Genomic DNA, 24,213 nt, shown 5'->3' with positions numbered 1-24,213 from the left:
AGTCAGCCCTTCACGCTTCCGGCGGCCATGCCCTGGACCAGCTTGCGCTGGAAGAGCAGGGCCAGCACCAGGGGTGGCACGACCGCGAGCACACCGGCCGCGGCCATCACGGTGAACTGGGTGTTGAAGTCGGTGGCGAAGTTCGCCGCCACCACCGGGATCGTCTTCGCCGCCTTCGTACTGGTCAGGAACAGCGCGAACATGAACTCGTTCCACGCGGTCATGAACGCGAACACCGCGGCCGCGACCAGCCCCGGCGCCGCGACCGGCAGGAACACGGTCCACATCGTCCGGAACCACCCGCACCGATCGACCCGGGCCGCTTCCTCGAGCTCCCGCGGTACCGACCGGAAGAAGTCCTTCAGGATCCAGATCGTGATCGGCAGCGCGAACGTCGTGTACGACAGGATCAGCGCCAGGTAGGTGTCCAGCAGGCCGAACGACCGCATCAGCAGGTAGAACGGGATGATGATCGCGATCCCCGGCACCATCCGGGTCAGCAGGTACAGCACGAGCAGCACCTGACTCCCCCGGAACTTCAACCGCGAGAACGAGTACGCCGCGAACGTCGCCAGCGCCAGGTTCAGCAGGGCGGTGGACGTCGCCACGATCAGGCTGTTCCGCAGCGAGTACGGCGTCTCGGACACGGCCCGCCCGCCGACGAGCTGCTGTGCGTCGTTCGGATGGATGAACCCGAGGTAGTTCTCCAGCGTCGGATGGACCGGGATCCAGTGCGGCGGAACCGAGAGCGCATCCACCTCGTGCATGAAACTCATCGCCACGATCCAGTAGAACGGCAACACCAGATACAGCGCGAACGCGACCGCCAGCACGTAGAGAACGATCTTCTTCCAGGGAATCCGATAGCGCAGTGGAGCGCGTACGAGAGTGCTCATACTTCGAAGTTCCCCTTTCGGTACAGGAGGCCGATGTAGCCGACCGAGATGAGGAGGGTGATGGCGGTGATCACCCAGGCGTAGGCGCTGCCGAGGCCGAAGTCGGTGAAGGTGAGGACGGTCTGTACGTCGAGCAGCGCGATCGTCGTGGTCGCATCGCCGGGGCCGCCGCCGGTGAGGACGTAGATGGTGTCGAAGGCCCGGAACGCGTTCATCGTCTCGAGGATGAGGACGATCAGGAGCGGGTGCAGCAGCCACGGCACGGTGACCTGGGTGAACCGACGCCAGGCGCCGGCGCGGTCGACCGTCGCCGCGTCGTACAGCTCCGAGGGGATTGTCGACAATCCGGCGAGCAGAATGATGACCGAGAACGGGAGCGTGTTCCACACCTGCGCGAGCGCGGTGAAGAGGAAGGCTCCGGTGCCCGAGGTCAGCCAGGCGTGGTAGTCGTCGATCAGGCCGAGCTGTTGCAGCAGGCCGTTCAGCGCGCCGGTCTTCGCATCGAAGATGGTCCGCCACATCAGGCCGTTCACCACTCCGGGCATTGCCCAAGGCAACAAAGCGAGGCTGAGCAGCAGACCGCGCCCGTGGAACCGCTCGTTCAGCACCAGGGCCAGGACCAGCGCGAGGACGACGGTCAGCCCGAGCACGACGACCACGAACAGCGCGGACACCTTCAACGCGGACAGGAACGCGTGATCGCTGAGCAGCGACTTGTAGTTGTCGAACCCGATGAACCGCTTCGCCCGTGGGCGTTTCAGGTTGTTCTTCTGCAGGCTGACGTAGAACGAGTACCCGATCGGATAGGCGACCAGCAGGGCGATCACCACCATGGCCGGGGCGTTCAGCGCCCAGGCCTTGGCGGCGTCGCCCAGCGGCCGGCGTTCGGCGAGGACAGCCATCCCTAGGAGTACTTCTTCTTCAGGGTTTCCACGGTCTGCGCGAGCGAGGCGACGGCCGCGGACGGCTGCGTCTGGTTGCTGAGCACGCCCTGGACGACCTTGTGCATCTCGGTCTCGAATTCGGTATACCAAGGCACCCCGAGCACGTTGCGCGGCTTCGCGATCTCGGCCAGATGCTGGTATACCACCGGGTCGGCGAACTTCTTCAGCGCCACGGTGATCTGCGGGTCCGAGCCCATCGCCTTGTACGCGAAGCCGAGTCCACGTTGCAGGAACCAGAACTTCGCGGTGTACGGCTGCTTCTTGTCGTCGTACCCGCCGAGGTACGTGAGCAGCTTGAACGCGTTGTCCTTGACCTCGGTGTCCTTGGCCAGCCCGTACATCCGGGTGTTGCTGACCGTCGCGTGCTCCTTGCCGTCCAGGCTCGGTACCAGCGCCATCCGGATCTGGCCCGCGGCCTTGGACTTCGCGGGGTCGTTGTAGTCGCGGCTCGCGTACCGCGCACCGATCGTGTACGCGTACCGGTTCGCCTTCATCGCGTTGTCGATCGGGACCGGCAGCAACTGCAGGGACGCCGGGTCGATCACCTTGGACTTGTTCGCCGCCTGCTGCAACCAGGCGAAGACATCCTTTGACACGGTGTCAGAGGTATTCATGATCGGGTTCTGCTGATCGTCGAACAGGTTGCCGCCGCTGCCGAACACGAGCGCCCACACCCACGACCACCACGTGTCGGACAGCTGCGCGGGCAGACCGATCGGGTACTCCAGCAGGCCGGCGTTCTTGATCTTCAGCGCCTGCGCCTCGAGCTCCTCGAGACTGGCCGGTGCCTTGGTGATTCCGGCCTTGGCGAGGATCCCGGCGTTGTACGTCAGGCAGTTCGCGTCGGTGTAGTACGGCAGGCCGTAGCGCTTGCCCTGGTACGTCATCGCTTCCGCGTTGCCCGGGTAGATCGCGCCGTACACCTCGTCGACCCCGGGCAGGCCGTCGAGCGGTTGCAGGTACTCGCCTTCGACCCAGGCCGCGAGTGAGTCGTCGTACACGTAGAGCGCGTCGGCCCCGCCGCCGCCGGTGAATTCGGCAACGACCTTCTGGACGTACTGCGCACTCGTGATCGGGGTGTAGTCGACCTTGATGTTGCTGGTCTTGGTGAAGTTGTCGAGGTTCTGCTGAACCAGTGCGGCCTCGTAGTCCCAGCCTTCGAACTTCACGCTGCCGTCGCCGGAACCTCCGGACGACGAGTCGTTCGAGCAGGCGGACAGCAGGGCAGGGGCGGCCAGTCCGAGACCGGTCAGCTTGAGGATGTGGCGGCGGGTGAGCTCCATGGTTGTGCCTCCAACGCTTGGGCGATGCGCAGTCGGTACAGACGCGTCGGGCGTCCTTTGGGGTGGTGCTGGGCGGTGCCCTCGACGCTCACCAGGCCGCCTGCGTCGAGGGTGCGGATCAGCCGGCGTCCGCTCTGATCCGTGATGCCGAGATGACCGGCAAGCTCTCCAGGCGAGAGCGTGCGGCCTTGTAGTTCCTGGTCCAGCGCGGCCAGCCGCGAGACGGTGACAGCGCTCAGACCGACGTACTTCGCCAGTTGTTCGACCTCTTCGCCGTGCTCGCGATACGAGAACCGGAGCGCCTCGCCGGCCGGCCCCATCGGGCCGATGACGACGCCGCTGTCCTCGAAGAGGTACGCGCAGGGTTCTTCGGACAGCTCGGCGCGCGCGGCCGCCTGCTCGGCGAGCAGGACGCAGTTGCGCGCCGACACACCGACACCGAAGCCGGCGGAGATCTGCGCACCGAGCGCCGCGGCGGTCTCGGCCAGCGCGGGTACGGCGACCCAGTTGCGGGTGATGCGCTCGAACAACGCCTTGTGGGCGAAGACGACCACACCGCGACGCCCGCGGTTCTCGATCCAGGCGCCGGCGAATTCGGGAGTGTTGAGCAGGTGGTTCATCAGACCGATCCGGGCGCGCTCCTCGTCCGCGGACTGCGAGATCAGGAACACCCCGGCCGCGAACCGCTGCGCGCTGGCCCGCTCCGACTCGATCCGCAGCGCGAGCTCGTGCAACTCGGTGCGAATCGTCGCCGGGACCGGCATGCCGCTCATGATCGGGATCTGCCCGTCGAGCTGCTCGCGGACCGCCGCGCGCACGCTGATCACGTAGCTGCGGTCGCCGAAGCGTTGGTACGCCGCGCGGTGGAAGTCGGCGATCTCGTCGACGCTCTGGGTCGGTGCGTAGGGCAAGCAATCGATCTGGTCCTGATCGAGGTCCAGCGCGGTGGCGACCGCCTCGACCGCGTCGGCCGGGAACGTGTCGATGCTGACCGGAGTACGACCCCAGCCGCGTTCCTGGGCGCGGTACAGCGCCAGCGTCAGGTCGAGCGCGGACGACCGGATCACGCCGACCGGCAGACCGGGCGGCAGCAGTTCGCGGCTCGCGGTGTACGGCACCGGACCGGCCAGGAAGCCGTCGAGTCGCGTCGTACTCAGGAACTCGGCGACCTTGTCCCGGATCTCGTCCTCGTGGTCGTAGCTGACCCACTCCAGCCCCACCCCGCCGAGCGTGCGCGCCGCGTCGTGGAACAGCTCGTGATGGGTCACGTGGGTGACGACCCCGATCACGATGTCCACGGCACTCCTTTACGAACCAGGTTCGGAAATGACTCGTAAATCCAATGCCGTCCAAGCTCCCCTGCAACCGCCCCTCAGGTCAAGGGATCGTGCGTGATTCGTTCAAGACCGCGGCGTCGTACCGGTCTAGCGTCGCGGGCATGATTCTCGTCACCGGTGGGCTCGGCATGATCGGCGCCCACACCGCCCGCGCCCTCCTCGACCTCGGACAGGAGGTCGTGGTCACGTCCCACCGGCGTACCGATCCCCCGTCGTTCCTGGATGGCAAAGTCGTCGTCGAGCAGCTCGACGTCACCGACCGGGACGCGTTCCTCGCCCTCGGGTCGCGCTACGAGTTCAGCGACATCGTGCATCTGGCCGGCTCGATCCCGGCCGACGATCCGGTCGCGTACTTCCGTCATGACACCGAGGCGCTGTTCAACGCGCTGGATGCGGCGCGGACGTGGGGTGTACGTCGGTTTGCGGTTGCCAGCAGCATCGGGGTGTACATCGGGCAGGACGCATCCCCTTGGCACGAAGGGCTTCCGCTACCGACCGCCGACCTCCCGCACCTGATCGTCGCCTTCAAGAAGGCCGTCGAGCCGGTGACGACGCACAGCCTCGCCGGGACCGGCATCCAGCCGATCGTGCTCCGGATCGGCTCGACCTGGGGCCCGCTGATGGACCCGGAGTCCATCTTCAGCCCGATTCCGCCGTTCGTCAGCGCCGTACTCCGCGGCGAAACCCCCACGCCCCTGCCGGCCGACGCCGGCGGCGACTGGTGCTACGCGCCTGACATGGGCCGTGCGATCGCTCTGCTCGTGACGGCGGACGCTTTGAACCACACCACTTACAACGTCTCCAGCGGCAAACCCTTCGTGTACGGCGAAGCGGCCGGCCAACTGACTGTCGAACCCGGCGGCGACACCAGCCCGCACCTCGACATCGCCCGCCTGACCGAGGAGACCGGCTTCACCCCTTCCTTCACCTTCCCCGAAGCCGTCGCCGACTACATCACCTGGCGCACCACCAACGCCCGCTGAACGGCCCGACCATGCTCGACGCCACCATCCGCCGCGTCCTCGACGGCGCCGCGTTCGCCCACCTGGCAACGATCCTCCCCGACGGTTCCCCGCACAGCACGCCGGTGTACGCCGGTACGCGCGGCGAGCAGATCGTGTTCTTCACCGGCCCCGGGATGGAGAAGGCCCACAACCTGCGCCGCGATCCGCGGCTCGCGTTGTCGATCGTGCCGGCCGGCAGAAGGTCGGCATGAGCTGAACCGGCTGGTGTGCTTCGATGCGGGCATGGCTCTGCGCAACGGACTCGTGTTGCTGTGCGGGACCTCGTTCTCCGGGAAGAGCACGGTTGCGCGGACCCTGGCGCCGGTCCTGTCGGCGAGCATCGTGAGTCTTGACGAGATCAACGAGCGCCGCGGCTTGTGGGGCGGTGACGGGATCCCGGTGGAAGAGTGGATGCGAACCCATGAGTTGGCGTCCGGCGAGGTTCGCGGACTGCTCGGCTCGGGTGCGTCGGTTGTCGTCGACGACACCAGCTCGCCGCGGTTCCTCCGCGACGGCTGGCGTTCGCTGGCCGCGGCTGCCGACGTCGACTTCACCTTGATCTACGTCGACGTCGACCAGGCGACGATTCGCCGGCGTCGGGCTGCGAATCGGCTCGATCCGCGCCGGCGGGACGTCACAGACGCAGTCCTCGATCAGCACCTCGCCGACTTCGAGCCACCGGCCGACGACGAGGACGCCGTACGGGTCAGAAACGCGGATGACCTGCAGGCCTTCGTCAGGCGTGCAGGGTGGGACGGTAGATGAGCTCCTGCGTGCTGCCGTCGAGGGTGCGAGCCTCGAGCAGCTCGAGGTCGAAGTCGGCGGCCCCTTGGAAGATCGGGTCCACCCCGGTCTGACCGGAGATCACCGGGAACACCGTCACCTGGACGCGGTCGACGAGACCGGCTGCCATCAGCGCGCGGTTCATCGAGACGCTGCCGTAGGAGCGCAGAGGTACGTCGGATTCCTGCTTGAGACGGGCCACGACATCGACTGCGTCGCCGCGCTCGACAGCTGCGTTCTGCCAGGTGAGGGGCGCTTCGAGGCTGTTCGACACCACGGTGGTCGGCAGTGTCATCATCCGGGTGTTGACGGGGTCGCCGACCGTGGATTCCTCCCGGCTGGGACCGAGCACCTCGACGAACTGCCGGTAGGTGTTGGCACCGAGGATCATGCGCTGGTTCTCGCTGACCATGGCGAGTCTCCGGTCGAGGAACTCCGGGCCGGCCTTCCCCCAATACCCACCCCAGTCACCACCGTCGTACGAGCCGAACCCGTCAAGCGTGCAAAAGATGTCGAAGGTGTACGTCGCGGTCATGATGGTCTCCTTCAGCTGCGGTCGAGTTCCTCCCTTGTACTACGAACTCTCGTACGCCGATCCGACAGAGCGCGGGGCATTTCGGGACCGGCGGTGACCTTTGCCGGTGTCTGGCAGTCAGCCGCCGGAGACGCCGATTTCTGCGTCGGCGAGGTCGGCGGTGAGGCCGTCGGTGTCGTCGAGCCAGCCTTGGGGCAGGACGATGTGGTCTCGGGGGCTGCCTTGGCGGCCGCGAGGGGCGCCCAGCTCGGCGACCGGGAACGGGACCGTCGGGTCCAGCTGGGCGAGGAGTTCGTCGAGGTGGGCGAGGGTGTCGACCATGCCGAGTGACGCGCGCAGCTCGCCGCCGGCCGGGAAGCCCTTCAGGTACCACGGGACGTGCTTGCGGAAGTCGCGGAGTCCGCGCTGCTCCCCCATCAGCTCAGCCAGCAGCTCCGCATGCCGCCGCATCACAACGGCAACCTCGCCCAGGGACGGCAGATTCAAAGCCTCGCCACCGGAGAAGGCAACCGCAAGGTCGCGGAACAACCACGGCCGGCCGAGGCATCCGCGCCCGACGATCACTCCCGCGCAACCGGTCTCGGCGACCATCCGGAGCGCGTCGCCGGCTTCCCAGATGTCGCCGTTCCCCAGCACCGGGATGGATACGTGCTCCACCAGCGACGCGATCGTCGACCAGTCCGCCTGACCGGAGTACGCCTGCGCCGCCGTCCGCCCGTGCAACCCGATCGCCGCGGCGCCCGACTCCTCAGCGATCTGCCCGGCGTCCAGATAAGTCTGGTGGGACAGGTCGATCCCGATCCGCGTCTTCATCGTCACGGGCACGCCGTACGGCGTCGCCGCGTGCACCGCGGACCGCAGGATCGCGCCGAGCAGGTTCCGCTTCCAGGGCAGCGCGGCGCCACCGCCCTTGCGCGTCACCTTCGGGACCGGGCAGCCGAAGTTCAGGTCGATGTGCGCGACGCCGTAAGCATCACAGAGGATCTCCACCGCACGCCCGATGTAGACCGGGTCGACGCCGTACAACTGCACCGAGCGTACCGTCTCGCGCGCGTCGAACGTGAGCATGTCGAGCGACTTCTGATCGCCCTCGACGATGCCGCGCGAGGTGATCATCTCGCAGACGTACAGCCCGGCGCCCTGCTCGGCGCACAGCCGCCGGTACGCCGCGTTGGTGATGCCGGCCATCGGCGCCAGCACCACGGGCGTGTCGATTGTCAGGTTGCCCAAGGAAAGCATGTCAGGCCTTCGCGACCAGGACCTGGCCGTTGCCGGAAACCTGTGCTTTATAAGGCTGTACGGCGTTCGCGGTCGTGGTCACGTCGCAGGCGATGCCCGCGTCGGAATGCTTGACCACGGCAACATCATCCATCGTGCAGGTCACCTTCGCGGCGTCGGGGGCCGTGCGCTGCACTGCGTCGACGACCTTCGCGCGAACGATCGCCACCGAGTCCGAGGTGAACTTGTACGACGCCGAGTACTGCTTCGCGTCGACCGTCAACGTGCCGCTGTAGGACTTCCCGGCGTACGTCACGGTGCAGGTCAGCTCGTGGTTGCCGGCGGTCTCGACCTTCTCGATGCCGGGGCATTTCACCGTCGTGGTGGCCGCCTTGCCGGCCGCGATCTGCGCCTGCTTGGAGATCGCGAACGTGATCCGCTGAGCCAGCGGCGCGTCGTCGGCCGGCTCACCGGTCACCTTGGGAGTCGGCCAAGGCTTCGACGGGGTCGGCAGCGGAGTCAGCGCCGGGGTCGACGCGGTCGGGATCGGCGCACTCGATGACGGCGCGCTGGAGGAGCTCGGCGCAGAGGGCGAACTGCCCGCCTCCGGCTTGCTGTCCGAACACGCCGACAACAGGAACACCGCGAGAGCGGACAACCCGAAGACGGCCAGCCCGAAGCGCACTCGATCCCGAGACAGCTTCATCGTCAGCAACCCACCAGGTGCTGGGCGAGGTACCCGGTGACCTCGGTCAACGCGACCCGCTCCTGCTTCATCGAGTCGCGCTCCCGGATCGTCACGGCGTGGTCCTCGAGGGTGTCGAAGTCGACGGTGATGCAGTACGGCGTACCGATCTCGTCCTGCCGGCGGTACCGGCGGCCGATCGCGCCGGCGTCGTCGAAGTCGACGTTCCAGCTCTTCCGCAGCTCGGCGGCCAGGTCACGCGCCTTCGGCGACAGGTCGGCGTTGCGGGACAGCGGCAGGACGGCGGCCTTGACCGGGGCGAGGCGCGGGTCGAAGCGCAGTACCGTCCGCTTGTCCACGCCGCCCTTGGCGTTCGGCGCCTCGTCCTCGGTGTACGCGTCGAGGAGGAAGGCGAGCACGTTGCGGGTCAGGCCGGCCGCGGGCTCGATCACGTACGGCGTCCAGCGCTCGCCCTTCTCCTGGTCGAAGTACGACAGGTCGGCGCCGGAGTGCTTGGAATGCGTGGACAGGTCGAAATCAGTGCGGTTCGCGATGCCCTCGAGCTCGTCGAACTCCTTGCCGCCGAAGTTGAACCGGTACTCGATGTCGACGGTGCGCTTCGAGTAGTGGCTCAGCTTCTCCTTCGGGTGCTCGTAGAACCGCAGGTTGTCCGGGTTCAGACCGAGGCCGGTGTACCAGTCCCAGCGGGCCTTCAGCCAGTACTCGTGCCAGTCCTCGTCCGAGCCGGGCTCGACGAAGAACTCCATCTCCATCTGCTCGAACTCGCGGGTCCGGAAGATGAAGTTGCCCGGGGTGATCTCGTTGCGGAAGCTCTTGCCGATCTGGGCGATGCCGAACGGCGGCTTCTTCCGGGCGGTGCCCATCACGTTGGCGAAGTTGATGAAGATGCCCTGCGCGGTCTCCGGGCGGAGGTAGTGCAGACCCTCCTCGGACTCGACCGGGCCGAGGTAGGTCTTCAGCAGGCCGTTGAACATCCGCGGCTCGGTGAAAGTGCCCTTGTTGCCGCAGTTCGGGCAGGCGATCTCGGCCAGCTTGACGTCGTCGACGTCCTTGTTCTTCCGGCGGGCGAAGTCCTCACGGAGGTGGTCGTCGCGGAAGCGCTTGTGGCAGGACTGGCACTCGGTCAGCGGGTCGACGAACTCGGACAGGTGGCCGGAGGCCTCCCAGACCTTGGTCGGCAGGATCACCGAGGAGTCCAGGCCGACGATGTCGTCCCGGCCGGTCACCATCGTCCGCCACCACTGGGTCCGGACGTTGTTCTTCAGCTCGACCCCGAGCGGTCCGTAGTCCCAGGCCGACTTGGTACCGCCGTAGATCTCGCCGCAGGGGTACACGAAGCCTCTCCGCTTGCTGAGGCTGACGACGGCATCGACGGTTTCCACGGGCACTTTTCGACTCCAGAACAGGCACAGGTGAAGCTACGGAAAGGTCCAGGCTATCGGTCCGGGGTGGCCGTCATCGAATCCGTGTCAGCTCAGCAAATCCTCGTACGCCGTCGGCTCGTCGATCGCCTCCGACAACAGCGGCACCGCAGCCATCTTCACCTCGTACGGCGACAACGCCCGCCGGTAACTCCCGACGTTCACGAACTCCAGGTCCAACGCCAGCAACTCGGGGTCGTCCACGTTCCGCCCCACCCGCGCCGACACGAACCCCTTCTGCTCCGCGAGCACCGCAACCGCGGTCCGCACCCGCTCGGCAAACCCGGCCTGCTCCTCCGACCCCACCCGAAACCTAATCACCACGAACACCTCTGGAGCGTACCGAAGAACGGGTAGTGGTCAGCTCCGGGCACCCCACACCCGCAGACTTCAGGCGGAACCGTCGACGCCAAGACCACTACTACCCGTTCGTCGGTACGGTTGCCGGGGCCTGGAACAATGGGCCAATGAGCAGCAGTCAGCCGGTTGGGTCGATGCGGCAGCGTTTGACCAAGATCAGTTATCCGTATGTTGCGAGGCTGCATGCCGCGCCGAAGTTGACTCTGCCGGGGATCACCCTGGTGCTGGCGCTGGCCGGAGTTTTTGCTCCGGTTGTGCTGGGGGTGCCGGCGCTGGTGTTGCTGGCGTTGTTGCTGGGGTGGCTGGCGTTCCTGTCGTGGCCGGCCGTCACCGGTGGGCCGAAGTTCCTGCGGTTGTTCACGATTCTGGTGATCCTGCTGTTCGCGGTGTCGCGGATCGCGAGCTGATCAGGGCCGGCCGAGGCTGTCGTACGCCGCTTCGACCGCGGCCTCCCGTAGTTCGTCGACCGGCACCTGGTCGAGCATGACCGCGCAGTCGGACAGGCCGCCGAGCGCGACCATGCAGCGCACCACGTCCGGCAACGTCGGCTCGGTGCCGATCAGCAGCTCCGCGAGCGCGCCGCGCCATTCGATGAAGCGGTCGGCCAGCTTGAGCTCGTGCAGTACCGAGAGGTCGCGGATCGCGAGCTGGATCAGCTTGCGGTGCCGGTAGGCGAGATCGAAGTACGAGCCGAGGAGTTCGCGCGGGGCGACCGGCGCGGCGGCCTGCTGCGCGGCGGCGTACGCCTCGAAGTCCGCGATCATCGGCTCGACCAGGCTGTTCAGCAGGTCCTCGCGGGACACGAAGTGGTAGTACAGCGCCGGCTTGGTCACGCCGAGCCGGTCGGCGATGTCGCGCAGGCTGGTCTGCTGCAGCCCCTGCTCGGCGAACAGCTCCAGCGCGGCCTGCTGGATCCGCGCCCGGGTGTCCCCGGTCCGTTGTCTCGGCATACCCGAAGATTAACTGACCTTCCGGTAAGTAAGCCATTGACAACGCCCGGCCTTTTGCTTACCTTCCGTTAAGTAAACAAACGTCAGGGGGTTGCGATGAAGGTCCTGATCTCGGGCGCGAGCGTGGCCGGTCCGGTGCTCGCCCACTGGTTGCACCGCTACGGCTTCGAGCCGACGATCGTCGAGCGCACGCCCGAACTACGGCACGGACTCGGCGGCCACGCCGTCGACCTGTTCAGCTCCGCCGCCGAGGTGACCCGCCGGATGGGCTGCTGGGACGCGATCGACGCGGCCCGCACCCGCATCGAGGCGATGACCATCGAGCGGTTCGGACGGCGCCCGGTCGAGGTCGACCTCAGCCGGATGTACGCCGGGATCTCGAGCAGCCACGTGGAGATCCTCCGCGGCGAACTGACCAGGATCCTGTACGACGCCACGCGCGAAACCACCGAGTACGTCTTCGGCGACTCGATCGCGAGCCTGCACGACGACGGGACCGGTGTGGACGTCACGTTCGACTCCGGCACGCAACGACGGTTCGACCTGGTCATCGGCGCCGACGGCCTGCACTCGAACGTACGCCGGCTGGCGTTCGGCCCGGAGGAACCGCTGCGTCGCTGGCTCGGCGGATACCTCGCCGTGTTCTCGATGCCGGACATCTTCGAGGTCGGCAACCACACGCTCGCGCACATGTCGGTCGACAAGCTCGTCGGCATCTACGGCGTGCACCAGACCGGCCAGACGCGCAGCGGCTTCCTGTTCCGGACGCCGCACGAGCTGCACTACGACTACCGCGACAAGGACGAGCAGAAAGCCCTGCTGGTGAAGGAGTTCAGCGACTATGGCTGGAAGGTGCCGCAGCTGCTGGAGCACCTGGAGTCGGCCGAGGACTTCTACTTCGACTCGATCGCACAGATCACGCTGGACACCTGGACCAGTGGGCGCATCGGCCTGGTTGGAGATGCGGGCTACTGTCCCGGACCAGCTGTTGGCGGCGGCACGAGTCTGGCTGTGGTGACGGCGTACATCCTGGCTGGTGAGTTGGCGGCGGCCCGGGGCGATCTGGCGTCCGGACTGAAGAACTACGAGCGGATCATCCGGCCGCTGGTGGAGTCGAGTCGGCGAATCGGTCCGAAGCTGATGGGCACGATCATCCCGGGCAGTCCGCTCGCCCTGCGGCTGATGCCGTTCGCCGCTGCGGCGCTTCCGAAGCTGCCGACACCAGTGCAGCGCTTCATCTGGTCGCAGAACGCAGTGGGCAAGACGCTCAGCTCAGTGGACCTCTTCCAGCCCCAGGTTGGTCAGCCGATCGCGTAGCCACGCCAGCTCCTTGGTGATCCGCTTAGCCATGGTCTGTCGAGCACGCGGCCACGCGTACACCTCGGACTCCAGGTGGTGCGTGAGTGGATGGCCACCACCGACCAGTCTGGTCAGACAGTCGTCGAGTACGCCGGTAGTCACGCTCAACTGGTCCGGTGGCGCGGCGTGGGCCGGCAGGTGGGCGTGCATCCGCCAGGCCGCGTGCCCGGACAGCTCGTACGCCTGCGCCACGTCGTCCACTCCCGGTCCACCCCACTCACGCACCTGCCGCAGGTACTTCGGCGTACCGAGCTGACCGAGCACGTAGCGCCCGGCCGCATCCGACGGGTCCACCAGCGTCGGTGCGACCGACAGCTGCCCTTTGACCACATCGACTCCTGACCGCCACAGCAGCTCGAACACATCGGCCGGCTCTTCGAACTGCACGGCCAGATGGCACGCATCCAATCCCAGTCCGATGCGCGACGCACCGCCGTATGGGCTGGAGTAGCGGTCCAGCCAAGCAGAGGCCTGGCCGACCATCTCGAGCACGCAGCCCGGCTCGGTCTCGACCGCCATCCGGATCGTCCTGCCGGTCCTGGTCTCGGTCCGGGCGAGGTGTTGCTCGACGCGGTCGAACGCCTCGCGCGCGGCACGGTTGCGCGCCTTCGACCACGGCGCGCGCCAGGCGAGCGGCACGGTCGAGACCGACCCGTACGACGCGTCGGCGGGCAGCAGTTCGGCGAGGACATCGACCAGGTCGAGGGTGTAGCGGAGCCGCTCCGGGTCGGTCCAGTCCGGGCAGTACAGCGTGGTGGCGACGACCTTGTCGGTGAAACTCGAGTGCGGTGTTCCGTTCAGGGTGACGACTTCGAGCCGATTGCGCTGCAGCGACCGGCGGAGCCTGCTGAGCGAGGACGGCGAGTTCGCGAGCCGGTCGGCCAGCCGGTGCGGGAACCACAGCCCGACGCCCAGCACAGGTACGCCGAGGGCAGCTCGAACCGGTCCGGCGCAGCTGTCCAGGCCGGCGATCAGCTCGTCGAGCTCCGCGGCCGGATGCACGGTCGCGCAGTACCCCAAATGGACGGTCGAACCGTCCCGATGACGGAATCTCATCAGCGCTCCTCACCCCGTACGGCCACCGAAGGTAATGACGGGCGGACTCTCCGTGACCTATCTGCACTGTAGAAGCCTGACGGGCCAGGTGGAAGGGCTGATTTTCCGTTAGATGCGTTCGGCGTCGGCGACCAGTTCGCGGGAGCGGTCCGCGACCGCCATCGCGGCGAGGGCGGTGGTGAGCGGGACGGCGGCGATGATGCCGAGGCTGCCGACCAGGCCGCGGACGATCTCCATCGCCACCGACTCGGTGGACAGGACGGCTCGGCCCGGCAGACCTTGGATCGCGAAGACCAGCAGCACCGGCAGCGCGGCGCCGGCGTACGCGAGCACGAGCGTGTTGACCACAGAAGCGACGTGAGTCCGGCCGATGCGCAGGCCCGCGGCGACCAGCTCACGGCGGTTGGCGGACGGGTTCGCCGCGGACAGCTCCCAGACGGCTGCCGCCTGTGTGACAGTGACGTCGTCCAGCACGCCCAGGGCACCGATCACCATGCCCGCGACGAGCAAGCCGGTCAGGTCGATGTCGGGCACCAGCGACTTGGCACCCGAGGCGCCATCGGACGCCAATCCGCTCAGCTGGCAGAACTTGGTGAAGAACCAGCCGAGGAACACCGTCAGCCCGAGCGCAGCCACCGTCCCGGACAACGCGATCGAACTCTCGGCATTGATGCCATGGGTCAGGAACAGCGCGATCGCCATGATCACTGTGCCGCCGACGACCGCGACCAGCAGCGCGTTCTCGCCCTTGAGGATCGCCGGGAGGATGAACTGCGTCAGCATGACGGCCGTCACCGCCAAGGCGATCAGAGCCGCGAAACCCCGCCAGCGCGACAGCGCGACGACCGCGACCGCGAAGAGCGCGGCCAGCAGCAGCAACGACTTGGTCCGGTCGTGGTCGACGTACGAGTACCGCTCGGCGAGGGTCTTCGCGCCGTTGTCCACGCCGAGCATGATCGACTGGCCGACCTTGACCGGGATCGGCGTCTGGTTCGCCTTGGGAACCGGGATCGGCACCACCTTGCCCTTGTCCGGCCCGGACGTGAGCTTGACCGTCGCCTCGTCGCACTGGTCCTTCTGCTTCGCAGGGCAGGCCTTGACCGCAGTGACCTCGCCCCGGACGGTGGACGTCTGGTACGACGCGACCTTCACGTCGCCGCTGGGCCACATCACGATCATCCCGACGACCGCGGCCAGCAGCAGCGGGATCAGCACCGCCGCGACGACGATCCGGACCCGCCGGGCGACGATCGCGTCGGAGTTCACGACCGACGTGTCGACCACGTGGTCGCCGTGACCGTGACCATGGCCGTGTCCGTGGCCGTGGGGAATTTCCAGCTTCCGGTGCCGGTTGCTCCGGTGGTCGGCGCGCCGGCGCCCGACGTTGCGGCTGGCCATCGTGTGACTCCCTGTTTTGACAACCAGTTCCAATTAAATGAAAATGATTGTCATGAGATCTGGTCTTCGAGCTATTGTCGCCGGTGCCGGTGCGCTGGCGGCACTCGCCCTGGCCGGGTGCGGCGGTCCGGCCGCCGACGGCTCCGGCAACGGCAGGCTCGACGTCGTGACCTCGTTCTACCCGCTCGAGTTCATCGCCCGCACGGTGGGGGGCGACGCCGTGAACGTGACCACCCTGACCGCCCCCGGCGTCGAGCCGCACGATCTCGAGCTGACCCCCAAGCAGGTCGGTTCGATCGCGACCGCGAAGCTCGTCGTCTACGAGAAGGACCTGCAGCCGGCCGTCGACGAGGCCGTCGAGCAGAACGCGAAGGACGCCGGCTTCGACATCGCCCCGGCCGCCCAGCTGGAGGCCACCGGCGCCGATTTCGAGGAGCACGAGCCCGGCCAGGCCGAGCCCGCCGCGCACAAGGACAAGGCGCTCGACCCGCATTTCTGGCTCGACCCGGTGCGGTACGGCGAGGTCGTCAAGGCGGTCGAGGAGAAGCTCGTCAGCGTCGACAGCGCCGGCGCCGCGGGGTACCACCAGCGCGCCAAGGCCCTGCTCGCCCAGATCGGCAAGCTCGACACGGAGTACCGGACCGGTCTGGCCGACTGCAGACTCACGACGTTCGTGACCAGCCATCAGGCCTTTGCCTACCTGGCGAAGCGATACGGTCTGACGATGATCGGGATCGCCGGGTTCACCCCGGACGCGGAGCCGGCGCCGGCCCGGATCAAGGAGGTCCAGGACATCGTGAAGGCCCAGCAGGTGACGACCATCTTCTACGAGGAGCTGGTCAGTCCGAAGGTGGCCGAGACGATCGCGAACGACGTCGGTGTGAAGACTGCCGTGCTGAGCCCGATCGAGGGCCTGTCCGACGCGAACTCCAAGGACACCTACCTGACCCTCATGCAGCGGAACCTGCAGGAGCTGCGGACGGCGAACGGCTGCTCATGACACCACAAGACGACTCCCCCAAGGCCGTCCAGGTCGCCGATCTCTCGGTCGAGCTGGGCGGTCGTCTCGTGCTCCGGGGTATCGACCTGCGGATCCGGCAGGGCGAGGTCGTCGCCGTGCTCGGGACGAACGGGTCCGGCAAGTCGACGCTGATCAAGACCATCGTCGGGCTGCTGCCCGCGGCCCGCGGCGAAGTCCGGTTGTTCGGGACGCCGGTCCCCCGCTTCCGCCAATGGCGCCGGATCGGGTATGTCCCGCAGCGCATCACCGCGGCCGGCGGCGTGCCGGCGACGGTGTACGAGGTGGTCTCGTCCGGCCTGCTCTCCAAGCGGCGGCTGTTCAGCCCGCTCGGAGCGGCCGGCAAGCAGGCGATCGAGCAGGCGCTCGAGGTCGTCGACATGGCCGACCGGCGCAAGGACGGCGTCGCCGAGCTGTCCGGCGGGCAGCAGCAGCGTGTCCTGATCGCGCGGGCGCTGGTGTCCGACCCGGACCTGCTGATCCTCGACGAGCCGACGGCAGGGGTGGATCTGGCCAGCCAGCAGATCTTCGCCGACGCGGTCCGCGAGCGGGTCACGGGCGGGACGACGGTGGTGATGGTGAGCCACGATCTCGGCCCGATGGATGCGCTGATCGACCGCTCGGTGGTGATGCGCCGTGGCCGGATCGTGTACGACGGCCCGCCGCACGCCTCGCAGACCCACGCCCACGTCCACCACTCACACACCTCTGAAGAGTCGGGGTGGATGCCTCAATGACCATGTTCCAGCTCGAGTTCATGCAGCGGGCGCTGATCGCGGGCCTGCTGACCGGACTGTCGGCGCCTGCCATCGGCACCTATCTGGTGCAGCGGCGACTGTCGCTAATGGGTGACGGGATCGGCCACATCGCGATCACCGGGGTCGCGCTGGGTCTGCTCACCGGTAGCGCACCGGTCCTCACCGCCGTGCTGGTCTCCATCGCCGGTGCGACCGCAATCGAGCTGGTCCGGGCCCGCGGCAAGGCCACCGGTGACGTAGCGCTCGCCCTGATGTTCTACGGCGGTATTGCCGGCGGTGTGCTCCTCATCGGGCTGGCCGGCCAAGGTGCGGCCACCCTCAACACCTATTTGTTCGGTTCACTCACCACGGTGTCGCAGAGCGACCTGTACGTCGTCGTCGGCCTGGCTGTGACCGTCCTGGTCGTGGCGATCGGTCTGGGCCCGCAGCTGTTCGCCGTCTGCCAGGATGAGGAGTTCGCCCGTACGACGGGGCTCCGCGTGCAGCTGCTCAACCTGGTGATCGCCGTGATGGCTGCGGTGACTGTGACGGTGGCGATGCGGACCGTGGGGCTGCTGCTGGTCAGTGCGCTGATGGTGGTCCCTGTGGCGACGGCGCAGCAGGTGACGCGGTCGTTCCGCAGCACGTTCCTCACCGCGTGTGTGATCGGTGTGGTGGCGTGCCTGGCCGGCATCGTCACGTCGTACAACGCCAATGTGGCTCCGGGTGCGACCATCGTCGTGCTGGCGCTGGCCGGGTTCGTGGTGGCGGCCACGGTCGGGACGCTGCTCCGGCGGCGGTCCGGACGGGCCCGTCCACTCGCAGACGAGGAGCCAGAGGTCGGCGTACCGGCTCCTGAGCCGCATGTGGTGAGCGCAGGGCACCCGCACGCGCACAGCCAGGCGTGCGGCCACAAGAAGGTCGAGCACGGTGACCACGTGGACTACGTGCACGACGGCCACCTGCACGCGGCACACGGTGATCACTGGGATGAGCACTGACACTTGCTGACTTCTGAGAGAATTGGCCGCGGTGGTGGTGAAATGACAGGAGGAACGGTGGCTATCGGAACACGCTCGACGCGTCAGCGCGCGGCGGTCGCGCACGCGCTCGACAAGCTCGACGAATTCCGGACCGCCCAGGAGATCCACCAGGATCTCCGGTCCGCCGGCGAGGCCGTCGGCCTGACCACCGTCTACCGCACCCTCCAGGCGCTCGCGGACTCCCGTGAGGTCGACGTGCTGCGGACCGCCGACGGCGAGACGGCGTACCGGCGCTGCTCGAAGGGGCACCACCATCACCTGGTCTGCCGGAACTGCGGCCGGACCGTCGAGGTCGAAGGCCCCGCCGTCGAGCGCTGGGCCGACAAGGTCGCCGCCGAGCACGGGTACGCCGACATCAGCCACACCCTGGAGATCTTCGGCACGTGCCAGGAGTGCCAGCAAGCGTGAGGTGTGGCTCAGGTCACCTTTGCCTTTGAGCGCGCTCTAAGGCGTAGCGTCGTGGACATGAACGCGACCGAGCTGCTCACGGACCGTCGTGCCGCCATCGCGGCGCACCACCCGGAGCTGGATCCGATCGACCCGGATCTGCTGTGCCTGCTCGAGCTCCCCGATGATCTGCCCGAGCAGCTGACCATCGCCGAGGCCGCCGAGATCACCGGCCTCACCGCTCACACCCTGCGGTACTACGAGCGGATCGGGCTGCTCGACGTACGCCGGGACGCGGCCGGGTACCGCAGCTACGACCGGCGGGCGATGGCGCGGATCGTGTTCATCAGCAGGCTGCGTGCCTCCGGCATGCCGATCGGCACGCTCAGCCACTACCTGGAGCTGGTGCTCGAGGGCGACCACACCGCACCCCAGCGGCTCGCCCTGATGCAGGAGCACCGGGCCAGGATCCACCGGCAGCTGCGCGATCTGCAGCTCGCCCTCGCGGTGACCGACTACAAGATCGACGTGTACGGCGGCACCGCGACTCCGTAACTTTCCGCGCTCAACCCGGGGGCCCGGGCGGAGCCATGCCAACTTCTGGGAGATTCTGATGAAACTGGGTAGCCAAGGCGCCGAGGTCAGCCGGCTCGGACTCGGCTGTATGGGAATGAGCTACGCCTACGGCACGGCCGACGACAACGAGTCGACCGCGACCCTGCACCGCGCGCTCGACCTCGGCATCACGTTCCTCGACACCGCCGACATGTACGGCTTCGGAGCCAACGAGGAGCTGGTCGGCAAGACGATCGCCGACCGCCGCGACGAGGTGTTCCTGGCGACGAAGTTCGGGATCACCGGGGACGGGCGGAACTCGTCGGCACGCGGCATCGACGGGTCGCCGGAGTACGTCCGGTCCGCGATCGACGCGTCCCTGCAGCGGCTCGGCGTCGACCACGTGGACCTGTACTACCAGCACCGGATGGATCCCGGCGTACCTGTCGAGGAGACCGTCGGTGCGATGGCGGCGCTGGTCGAGGCCGGGAAGGTCCGGTACCTCGGGCTGTCCGAGGCGTCGGCGGCGACGATCCGGCGGGCGCACGCCGTCCACCCCATCACCGCGGTGCAGAGCGAGTGGTCGCTGTTCAGCCGGGACATCGAGGAGTCGGTGCTGCCGGTCTGCCGCGAGCTCGGCATCGGCGTGGTGCCGTACTCGCCGCTCGGTCGCGGGATGCTGACCGGCGCGCTGCCGACGGACCTGCCGGCCGACGACTTCCGCCGTACCCTGCCGCGCTTCTCCGGTGACAACCTCGACACGAACCTGGCGCTGGTCGAGGAGATCCGCTCGGTGGCCGCGCGGTACGACGCCACGCCGGGACAGGTCGCGCTCGCCTGGGTGCTTGCACAGGGCAACGATGTGGCGCCGATCCCGGGGACGAAGCGCCGCAAGTACCTCGAGGAGAACGCCGCGGCGCTGGAGCTCGTGCTGTCCGCTGCGGACCTCGACGCGCTGTCGAAGTTGACTCCGGCCGGGCTGCGGTACCCGGACATGAACTGGGTCGCCGGGCAGACTGCGCCGCAGGGCTGATAAACTGACCGCAGTAAGCCTTCCGTACCGGACCCTTCCGGCGGGAGGCTTTTCTGCGTTCTGATCCAGTTGAGGAGACCTATGTCTGATCTCGTGGTACGCCGTGTCGACGCTTCCGACCGACCTGTGATGGAGCGGCTCTGGCTGATGTTCCGCCACGACCTGTCCGAGTTCCAGGGCCAGCTGCCGCGACCCGACGGCAGCTACCGCACCGAGTGGCTGGAGAAGGTCCTGACCGGCGATCCGGAGTGGGCCGGGTATCTGATCTCTGTCGGTGAGAACCCGGTCGGGTTCTGCTTCATGCGTGCACTGCAGCAACCGGTGCACGTACTGAACGCGTTCTTCATGGTGCGCCCGGTACGCCGGAACGGTCTGGGACTGCGGGCGGTCCAGGACGTGCTGTCGAACCACCCCGGGCCGTGCGACGTCGCGTTCCAGGCGAACAACGAGAAGGCGGTCCGCTTCTGGCAGCGGGTCGCGACCGAGGTGTCCGGGGACGGGTGGACCCAGGAGGCGCGGCCGATCGCCGGCAAGCCCGACGCCACGCCGGATCTGTGGATCTCATTCAAGGTCTGACGGCAGACCGAAGTACTCGAAGAGGCTCTGGTCGAAGAACGTGATGTTGTGAGTGATCCCGGCCTTGGCGACGGTGAAGACCTGCAGGCTGTGGGCACGGTACCGGCCGTCGTCGGCGCGCACGTAGGCGCCGACGGCGGGCTGGCCGTTCGCCAGTGTCGTCACCATCCGCCAGGCCGGGCCGCGCATCGCGTACACCCGCTCGATGAATGCGCCGTACGCGTCGCGACCCACGAACCACAGCGGCGCCGGCGGCATCTCCAGCACGACCCGCTCGGCCAGCAGCCGGCTGAGCCCCTGTACGTCCGCCGCCTCGAACGCCCGTACGTAGTCGTCGACGATTGCCTTGATCTCCTTGTCGGTGGGCTCGTCGACATCTTCCTCGCTGACGTCGACCTCGGCCAGGCGCGCGCGGGCACGCTGGAGTGCGCTGTTGACCGAGGCCGGGGTCGTCTCCAACGCTTCCGCCACATCGGCGGCGGACCAGTCCAAGACATCCCGCAGTACCAGGACCGCCCGCTGCCGAGCCGGCAGGTACTGCATCGCAGCCACCAGCGCGAGCCGCAGACTCCCCTTGGCCACCACGGCCGCAGCAGGGTCGTCACCGGTCGGGAACGGCTGCAACCAAGGCACATCGAGAGCCAGTTCGATCGGCGCCTGGGCATCGGTCGCCGCTGCAACCAGCCCTGACGGGAGAGCACGCCGTCCGCGTCCCTTGAGCGCCGTCAGGCAGGCGTTGGTGGCGATCCGGTACAGCCAGGTCCGCAGCGAGGCACGCTCGGCGTCGTACGTGTCGATCGCGCGCCAGGCCCGCAGGAAGGTCTCCTGCACGAGATCTTCCGCGTCGTGCACCGACCCGAGCATCCGGTAGCAGTGCGCCAGCAGTTCACGCCGGTACGGCGCCACCTGCTGGTCGAAGTCGTCACGGTCCACGGCGCGAGCCTCCCACCTGTACGGGTCTGTGGAAGTACGTACCGCGCCGCTCGCCGGAATTCATCGCTGCACCGCCGATGAATCCGCGAGGTGCGCCAAGTACATACCCACGTCCTGACTCGACGAGGGAGAAGACCTGATGGCCACTGTGATGATCGACCGCCCGGCTGATGTCGGCGCCCGCCGCGGAGTGATGCTCGCCGTGTTGCTGCTCGGCCAGTTCATGGCACTGCTGGACACGTCCGTCGTCAATGTCGCGATGCCCACCATCGGCGCCGGCTTCCACGCCTCGGGTGCCTGGCTGCAACTGGTCGTCGGCGGCTACATGGTCGCGTACGCGATGACGCTGATCACCGGCGCGCGGCTCGGCGACCTCTACGGCCGCCGTCGGATGTATCTGATCGGGGTCGTGCTGTTCACGCTCGCGTCGCTCGCCTGCGGACTGGCGCCGGCGATCCTGCCGCTGGCGCTGTTCCGCTTCGCTCAAGGCATGGCGGCGGCGGTGATGGTGCCGCAGATCATCAGCGTGATCCAGACCCATTTCACCGGCCCCGCCCGCGCCAAGGCCCTGTCCGCGTACGGTGTGACGCTGTCCGCCGGCCAGGTGGCCGGTCTGGTCGTCGGCGGTCTGCTCCTCGCCGCGAACCTCTTCGGATCCCAGTGGCGACCGATCTTCCTGATCAACGTCCCGGTCGGCATCCTCCTCGCGGTCCTGGTGCCTCGGCTCGTACCGGCCGACCGGCCGACGGCCGCGCGTCGTCTGGACCTCACCGGGCTGGCGATCTCGACCTGCGCAGTACTCCTGCTGGTGCTGCCGATGGTGATCGGGCACGAGCTCGGCTGGCCGCGGTGGACGTTCGTCTGCTTCGTCGCGGGGCTCGTCCTCGCGGTGGTCTTCGTCCGGGTCGAGCGCCGGGTCGACGATCCGCTCCTCAACCTCGACGTACTCCGTACTCGCGGTCTCGGGGCCGGCATCGCGACGCTCGCCTGCACGCTGCTGGCCGTCGCCGGGTTCATGTTCAGCTTCACCCTGCACCTTCAGAACGGCCTGGGTCAGTCGGCCCTCCGTTCCGGGCTGACCTGGCTCCCCTTCGCCGTCACCTTCGGTCTGGTCGGGTTCTGCTGGCGTTCCCTCCCGAGCCCGCTGCATTACCTGGTCGTCCCCACCGGCCTCGCTCTGTGCGTGCTCGGGTACGTCGGCATCGGGCTGGCGCAGCTCAGCGCCGGATCGCTCGTGTGGCCCGCGCTGGTACTGGCCGGCGCAGGCATGGGCCTGTCAGCCAGCCCGCTCGTCACCCAAGCCCTGGTCCATGTCCCACTGAGCAGAGCAGCCGATGCGAGCGGCATCCTCACCACGACCATCCAACTGGCCCAGGTCGGCGGTGTGACGATCTTCGGAACCCTGTTCCTGTCAGGAGACTCGCTCACCACGACGAGCTGGTTCCTCGCCCTCGCCGCCGCGATCGGCATCGTCGCGGGCGGCTTCCTCGCCCGCAGCGTCCGCCAGGCCTAGAAGACGACCACCGAGCGCAGTACGTCGCCGTGGTGCATCTTGGTGAACGCGGCCTCGACCTCGTCCAGGGCGATCGTCTCGGAGACGAAACGGTCCAGCGGGAGCCGGCCTTGCAGGTGGAGGTCGATCAGCAGCGGGAAATCACGGGTCGGCAGGCAGTCGCCGTACCAGCTGGACTTGAGCGAGCCGCCGCGGCCGAAGAAGTCGAGGAGCGGCATCTCCAGCGTCATGTCCGGAGTGGGTACGCCGACGAGCACGACCGTACCGGCCAGGTCGCGCGCGTAGAACGCCTGCTTCCACGTCTCCGGACGCCCGACCGCGTCGATCACGACGTCGGCGCCGAACCCGCCGGTCAGCTCCTGCACCGCTGCGACCACACCGTCGTGGTCGAGGTCCTTCGAGTTGATCGCGTGCGTGGCGCCGAGCTCCTGCGCGGTGGCGAGCTTGCGCTCGTCGAGGTCGATCGCGATGACCTTCGCCGCCCCTGCCAGGCGGGCTCCGACGACGGCCGCCGTACCGACACCGCCTGAACCGATCACCGCGACCGTGTCGCCGCGGCCGACGTTGCCGGTGTTGATCGCGGCACCGAGGCCGGCCATCACGCCGCAGCCGAGGAGGCCTGCGACCTCCGGCTTGGCCGCCGGATCCACCTTCGTGCACTGACCGGCCGCGACCAGAGTCTTGTCGGCGAACGCCCCGATGCCGAGCGCGGGGCTCAGCTCGGTCCCGTCCTTCAGGGTCATCTTCTGCTTCGCGTTGTGCGTGTTGAAGCAGTACCAGGGCCGGCCGCGCAGGCAGGCCCGGCAGTTCCCGCAGACGGCCCGCCAGTTGAGTACGACGAAGTCGCCCGGCTCGATGTCCGTGACGCCGTCGCCGACCGACTCCACGATGCCGGCCGCCTCGTGCCCGAGCAGGAACGGGAAGTCGTCGTTGATCCCGCCCTCCCGGTAGTGCAGGTCGGTGTGGCAGACCCCGCAGGCCTGCACCTGCACGACCGCCTCGCCCGGACCCGGGTCCGGGATCGTGATCTCCTCGATCGACACCGGCGCACCCTTGCCCGCCGCCACCACACCACGCACTGTCTGAGCCATTCCCCGAACCTAACCGCCCCACCACCCCTCCGTCACCCCGCACGCGTGGCGCCCCCACCCCCAGGTCCGACTTTGAG

Annotated in this window: 27 protein-coding genes; 13 read left to right on the top strand and 14 right to left on the bottom strand. The window is 67.9% G+C overall.

Translation table 11 applies throughout. The annotated features are described in order from the left end of the window. Positions 1 to 2: 2 nt before the first annotated feature. The 4 genes from OHA18_RS28290 to OHA18_RS28275 are packed head-to-tail and all read right to left on the bottom strand — an operon-like array spanning position 3 to position 4,421. Positions 3 to 896, bottom strand: coding sequence for a carbohydrate ABC transporter permease (locus tag OHA18_RS28290; protein ID WP_328998351.1), 894 nt, complete (start codon positions 894 to 896; stop codon positions 3 to 5). Further along, positions 893 to 1,798: a carbohydrate ABC transporter permease gene (locus OHA18_RS28285; RefSeq protein WP_328998350.1), complete on the bottom strand. Its 906-nt coding sequence runs from the start codon at positions 1,796 to 1,798 to the stop codon at positions 893 to 895. Before OHA18_RS28285 ends, OHA18_RS28290 begins: the two co-directional genes overlap by 4 nt. A gap of 2 nt (positions 1,799 to 1,800) precedes the next feature. Further along, positions 1,801 to 3,123 (bottom strand): extracellular solute-binding protein, encoded by a 1,323-nt coding sequence (locus OHA18_RS28280; RefSeq protein ID WP_328998349.1) that lies wholly within the window; start codon positions 3,121 to 3,123, stop codon positions 1,801 to 1,803. Next, positions 3,090 to 4,421 carry a hypothetical protein gene (locus OHA18_RS28275; protein WP_328998348.1) on the bottom strand — a complete coding sequence of 444 codons (1,332 nt, stop codon included), beginning with the start codon at positions 4,419 to 4,421 and terminating at the stop codon, positions 3,090 to 3,092. The genes OHA18_RS28280 and OHA18_RS28275 overlap by 34 nt, the downstream gene beginning before the upstream one ends. Before the next feature lie 89 nt (positions 4,422 to 4,510). Between OHA18_RS28275 and OHA18_RS28270 the strand changes: the two genes are divergently transcribed. From OHA18_RS28270 to OHA18_RS28260, 3 genes are read left to right on the top strand one after another with little or no spacing between them, the layout of a single operon-like run. Next, a complete protein-coding gene (locus OHA18_RS28270; RefSeq protein WP_328998347.1) occupies positions 4,511 to 5,443 on the top strand; it encodes an NAD-dependent epimerase/dehydratase family protein in 933 nt (310 codons plus the stop codon). An 11-nt stretch (positions 5,444 to 5,454) separates the two neighbouring features. Beyond that, positions 5,455 to 5,676 carry a pyridoxamine 5'-phosphate oxidase family protein gene (locus tag OHA18_RS28265; protein WP_328998346.1) on the top strand — a complete coding sequence of 74 codons (222 nt, stop codon included), beginning with the start codon at positions 5,455 to 5,457 and terminating at the stop codon, positions 5,674 to 5,676. Positions 5,677 to 5,707: 31 nt separating this feature from the next. Beyond that, entirely contained in the window at positions 5,708 to 6,229 is a 522-nt protein-coding gene (locus OHA18_RS28260; RefSeq protein ID WP_328998345.1) for an AAA family ATPase, read from the top strand. Here the strand turns inward: OHA18_RS28260 and OHA18_RS28255 are convergent. The 5 genes from OHA18_RS28255 to OHA18_RS28235 all read right to left on the bottom strand — a co-directional run bounded on the left by OHA18_RS28255 (position 6,201) and on the right by OHA18_RS28235 (position 10,457). After that, a complete protein-coding gene (locus OHA18_RS28255) occupies positions 6,201 to 6,782 on the bottom strand; it encodes a dihydrofolate reductase family protein (protein ID WP_328998344.1) in 582 nt (193 codons plus the stop codon). The two genes, OHA18_RS28260 and OHA18_RS28255, sit on opposite strands and share 29 nt — an antisense overlap. Before the next feature lie 117 nt (positions 6,783 to 6,899). Beyond that, a complete protein-coding gene (gene dusB / locus OHA18_RS28250; protein WP_328998343.1) occupies positions 6,900 to 8,021 on the bottom strand; it encodes a tRNA dihydrouridine synthase DusB in 1,122 nt (373 codons plus the stop codon). A gap of 1 nt (position 8,022) precedes the next feature. Then, positions 8,023 to 8,706, bottom strand: a complete 684-nt coding sequence (locus OHA18_RS28245) for a hypothetical protein (protein ID WP_328998342.1) — start codon at positions 8,704 to 8,706, stop codon at positions 8,023 to 8,025. 2 nt (positions 8,707 to 8,708) lie between these two features. Beyond that, on the bottom strand, positions 8,709 to 10,094 hold the full coding sequence (locus OHA18_RS28240; RefSeq protein ID WP_328998341.1) for a glycine--tRNA ligase: 1,386 nt from the start codon (positions 10,092 to 10,094) through the stop codon (positions 8,709 to 8,711). A gap of 81 nt (positions 10,095 to 10,175) precedes the next feature. After that, complete coding sequence (locus OHA18_RS28235; RefSeq protein ID WP_328998340.1) at positions 10,176 to 10,457, bottom strand: antibiotic biosynthesis monooxygenase family protein; 282 nt, start codon at positions 10,455 to 10,457, stop codon at positions 10,176 to 10,178. Between the two features lie 137 nt (positions 10,458 to 10,594). Here OHA18_RS28235 and OHA18_RS28230 point away from each other — a divergent pair, with 137 nt between their 5' ends. Continuing rightward, positions 10,595 to 10,894 (top strand): DUF6703 family protein, encoded by a 300-nt coding sequence (locus OHA18_RS28230; protein ID WP_328998339.1) that lies wholly within the window; start codon positions 10,595 to 10,597, stop codon positions 10,892 to 10,894. Here the strand turns inward: OHA18_RS28230 and OHA18_RS28225 are convergent, their stop codons facing one another. After that, positions 10,895 to 11,437: a TetR/AcrR family transcriptional regulator gene (locus tag OHA18_RS28225; protein ID WP_328998338.1), complete on the bottom strand. Its 543-nt coding sequence runs from the start codon at positions 11,435 to 11,437 to the stop codon at positions 10,895 to 10,897. Positions 11,438 to 11,533: 96 nt separating this feature from the next. Here OHA18_RS28225 and OHA18_RS28220 point away from each other — a divergent pair, with 96 nt between their 5' ends. Beyond that, positions 11,534 to 12,754 carry an FAD-dependent monooxygenase gene (locus OHA18_RS28220; protein WP_328998337.1) on the top strand — a complete coding sequence of 407 codons (1,221 nt, stop codon included), beginning with the start codon at positions 11,534 to 11,536 and terminating at the stop codon, positions 12,752 to 12,754. Here the strand turns inward: OHA18_RS28220 and eboE are convergent. Both eboE and OHA18_RS28210 read right to left on the bottom strand, forming a co-directional pair. Further along, positions 12,710 to 13,852, bottom strand: coding sequence for a metabolite traffic protein EboE (eboE, locus tag OHA18_RS28215; protein WP_328998336.1), 1,143 nt, complete (start codon positions 13,850 to 13,852; stop codon positions 12,710 to 12,712). The genes OHA18_RS28220 and eboE overlap by 45 nt on opposite strands. 108 nt (positions 13,853 to 13,960) lie before the next feature. After that, positions 13,961 to 15,250: a YibE/F family protein gene (locus OHA18_RS28210; protein ID WP_328998335.1), complete on the bottom strand. Its 1,290-nt coding sequence runs from the start codon at positions 15,248 to 15,250 to the stop codon at positions 13,961 to 13,963. Positions 15,251 to 15,302: 52 nt separating this feature from the next. Here OHA18_RS28210 and OHA18_RS28205 point away from each other — a divergent pair, with 52 nt between their 5' ends. The 7 genes from OHA18_RS28205 (at position 15,303) to OHA18_RS28175 (ending at position 20,599) form a co-directional block, all read left to right on the top strand. Next, complete coding sequence (locus tag OHA18_RS28205) at positions 15,303 to 16,250, top strand: metal ABC transporter substrate-binding protein (protein WP_328998334.1); 948 nt, start codon at positions 15,303 to 15,305, stop codon at positions 16,248 to 16,250. Next, positions 16,247 to 17,005 (top strand): metal ABC transporter ATP-binding protein, encoded by a 759-nt coding sequence (locus tag OHA18_RS28200; protein ID WP_328998333.1) that lies wholly within the window; start codon positions 16,247 to 16,249, stop codon positions 17,003 to 17,005. The genes OHA18_RS28205 and OHA18_RS28200 overlap by 4 nt, the downstream gene beginning before the upstream one ends. Beyond that, the gene (locus OHA18_RS28195; protein ID WP_328998332.1) at positions 17,002 to 18,006 is read left to right on the top strand and encodes a metal ABC transporter permease; all 1,005 of its coding nucleotides are present in this window, start codon (positions 17,002 to 17,004) and stop codon (positions 18,004 to 18,006) included. The genes OHA18_RS28200 and OHA18_RS28195 overlap by 4 nt, the downstream gene beginning before the upstream one ends. A 57-nt stretch (positions 18,007 to 18,063) precedes the next feature. Beyond that, positions 18,064 to 18,456 carry a Fur family transcriptional regulator gene (locus tag OHA18_RS28190; protein ID WP_328998331.1) on the top strand — a complete coding sequence of 131 codons (393 nt, stop codon included), beginning with the start codon at positions 18,064 to 18,066 and terminating at the stop codon, positions 18,454 to 18,456. A 57-nt stretch (positions 18,457 to 18,513) separates the two neighbouring features. Continuing rightward, positions 18,514 to 18,990, top strand: coding sequence for a MerR family transcriptional regulator (locus tag OHA18_RS28185; protein WP_328998330.1), 477 nt, complete (start codon positions 18,514 to 18,516; stop codon positions 18,988 to 18,990). A 58-nt stretch (positions 18,991 to 19,048) separates the two neighbouring features. Continuing rightward, positions 19,049 to 20,023, top strand: a complete 975-nt coding sequence (locus tag OHA18_RS28180) for an aldo/keto reductase (RefSeq protein WP_328998329.1) — start codon at positions 19,049 to 19,051, stop codon at positions 20,021 to 20,023. An 81-nt stretch (positions 20,024 to 20,104) separates the two neighbouring features. Beyond that, entirely contained in the window at positions 20,105 to 20,599 is a 495-nt protein-coding gene (locus tag OHA18_RS28175; RefSeq protein WP_328998328.1) for a GNAT family N-acetyltransferase, read from the top strand. On the opposite strand, the gene OHA18_RS28170 is transcribed toward OHA18_RS28175, so the two are convergent. After that, the gene (locus tag OHA18_RS28170) at positions 20,585 to 21,532 is read right to left on the bottom strand and encodes a sigma-70 family RNA polymerase sigma factor (RefSeq protein WP_328998327.1); all 948 of its coding nucleotides are present in this window, start codon (positions 21,530 to 21,532) and stop codon (positions 20,585 to 20,587) included. The genes OHA18_RS28175 and OHA18_RS28170 overlap by 15 nt on opposite strands. A gap of 139 nt (positions 21,533 to 21,671) precedes the next feature. Here OHA18_RS28170 and OHA18_RS28165 point away from each other — a divergent pair, with 139 nt between their 5' ends. Further along, positions 21,672 to 23,045, top strand: coding sequence for an MFS transporter (locus OHA18_RS28165; RefSeq protein ID WP_328998326.1), 1,374 nt, complete (start codon positions 21,672 to 21,674; stop codon positions 23,043 to 23,045). Here the strand turns inward: OHA18_RS28165 and OHA18_RS28160 are convergent. Then, positions 23,042 to 24,136 (bottom strand): S-(hydroxymethyl)mycothiol dehydrogenase, encoded by a 1,095-nt coding sequence (locus OHA18_RS28160; RefSeq protein ID WP_328998325.1) that lies wholly within the window; start codon positions 24,134 to 24,136, stop codon positions 23,042 to 23,044. The two genes, OHA18_RS28165 and OHA18_RS28160, sit on opposite strands and share 4 nt — an antisense overlap. Between the last annotated feature and the right edge of the window lie 77 nt (positions 24,137 to 24,213).

The sequence above is a fragment of the Kribbella sp. NBC_00709 genome, from assembly GCF_036226565.1.
GTDB lineage: Bacteria > Actinomycetota > Actinomycetes > Propionibacteriales > Kribbellaceae > Kribbella.
Note: the sequence above shows the minus strand (reverse complement) of the source record. Positions and strands in the feature narration are given on the sequence as shown.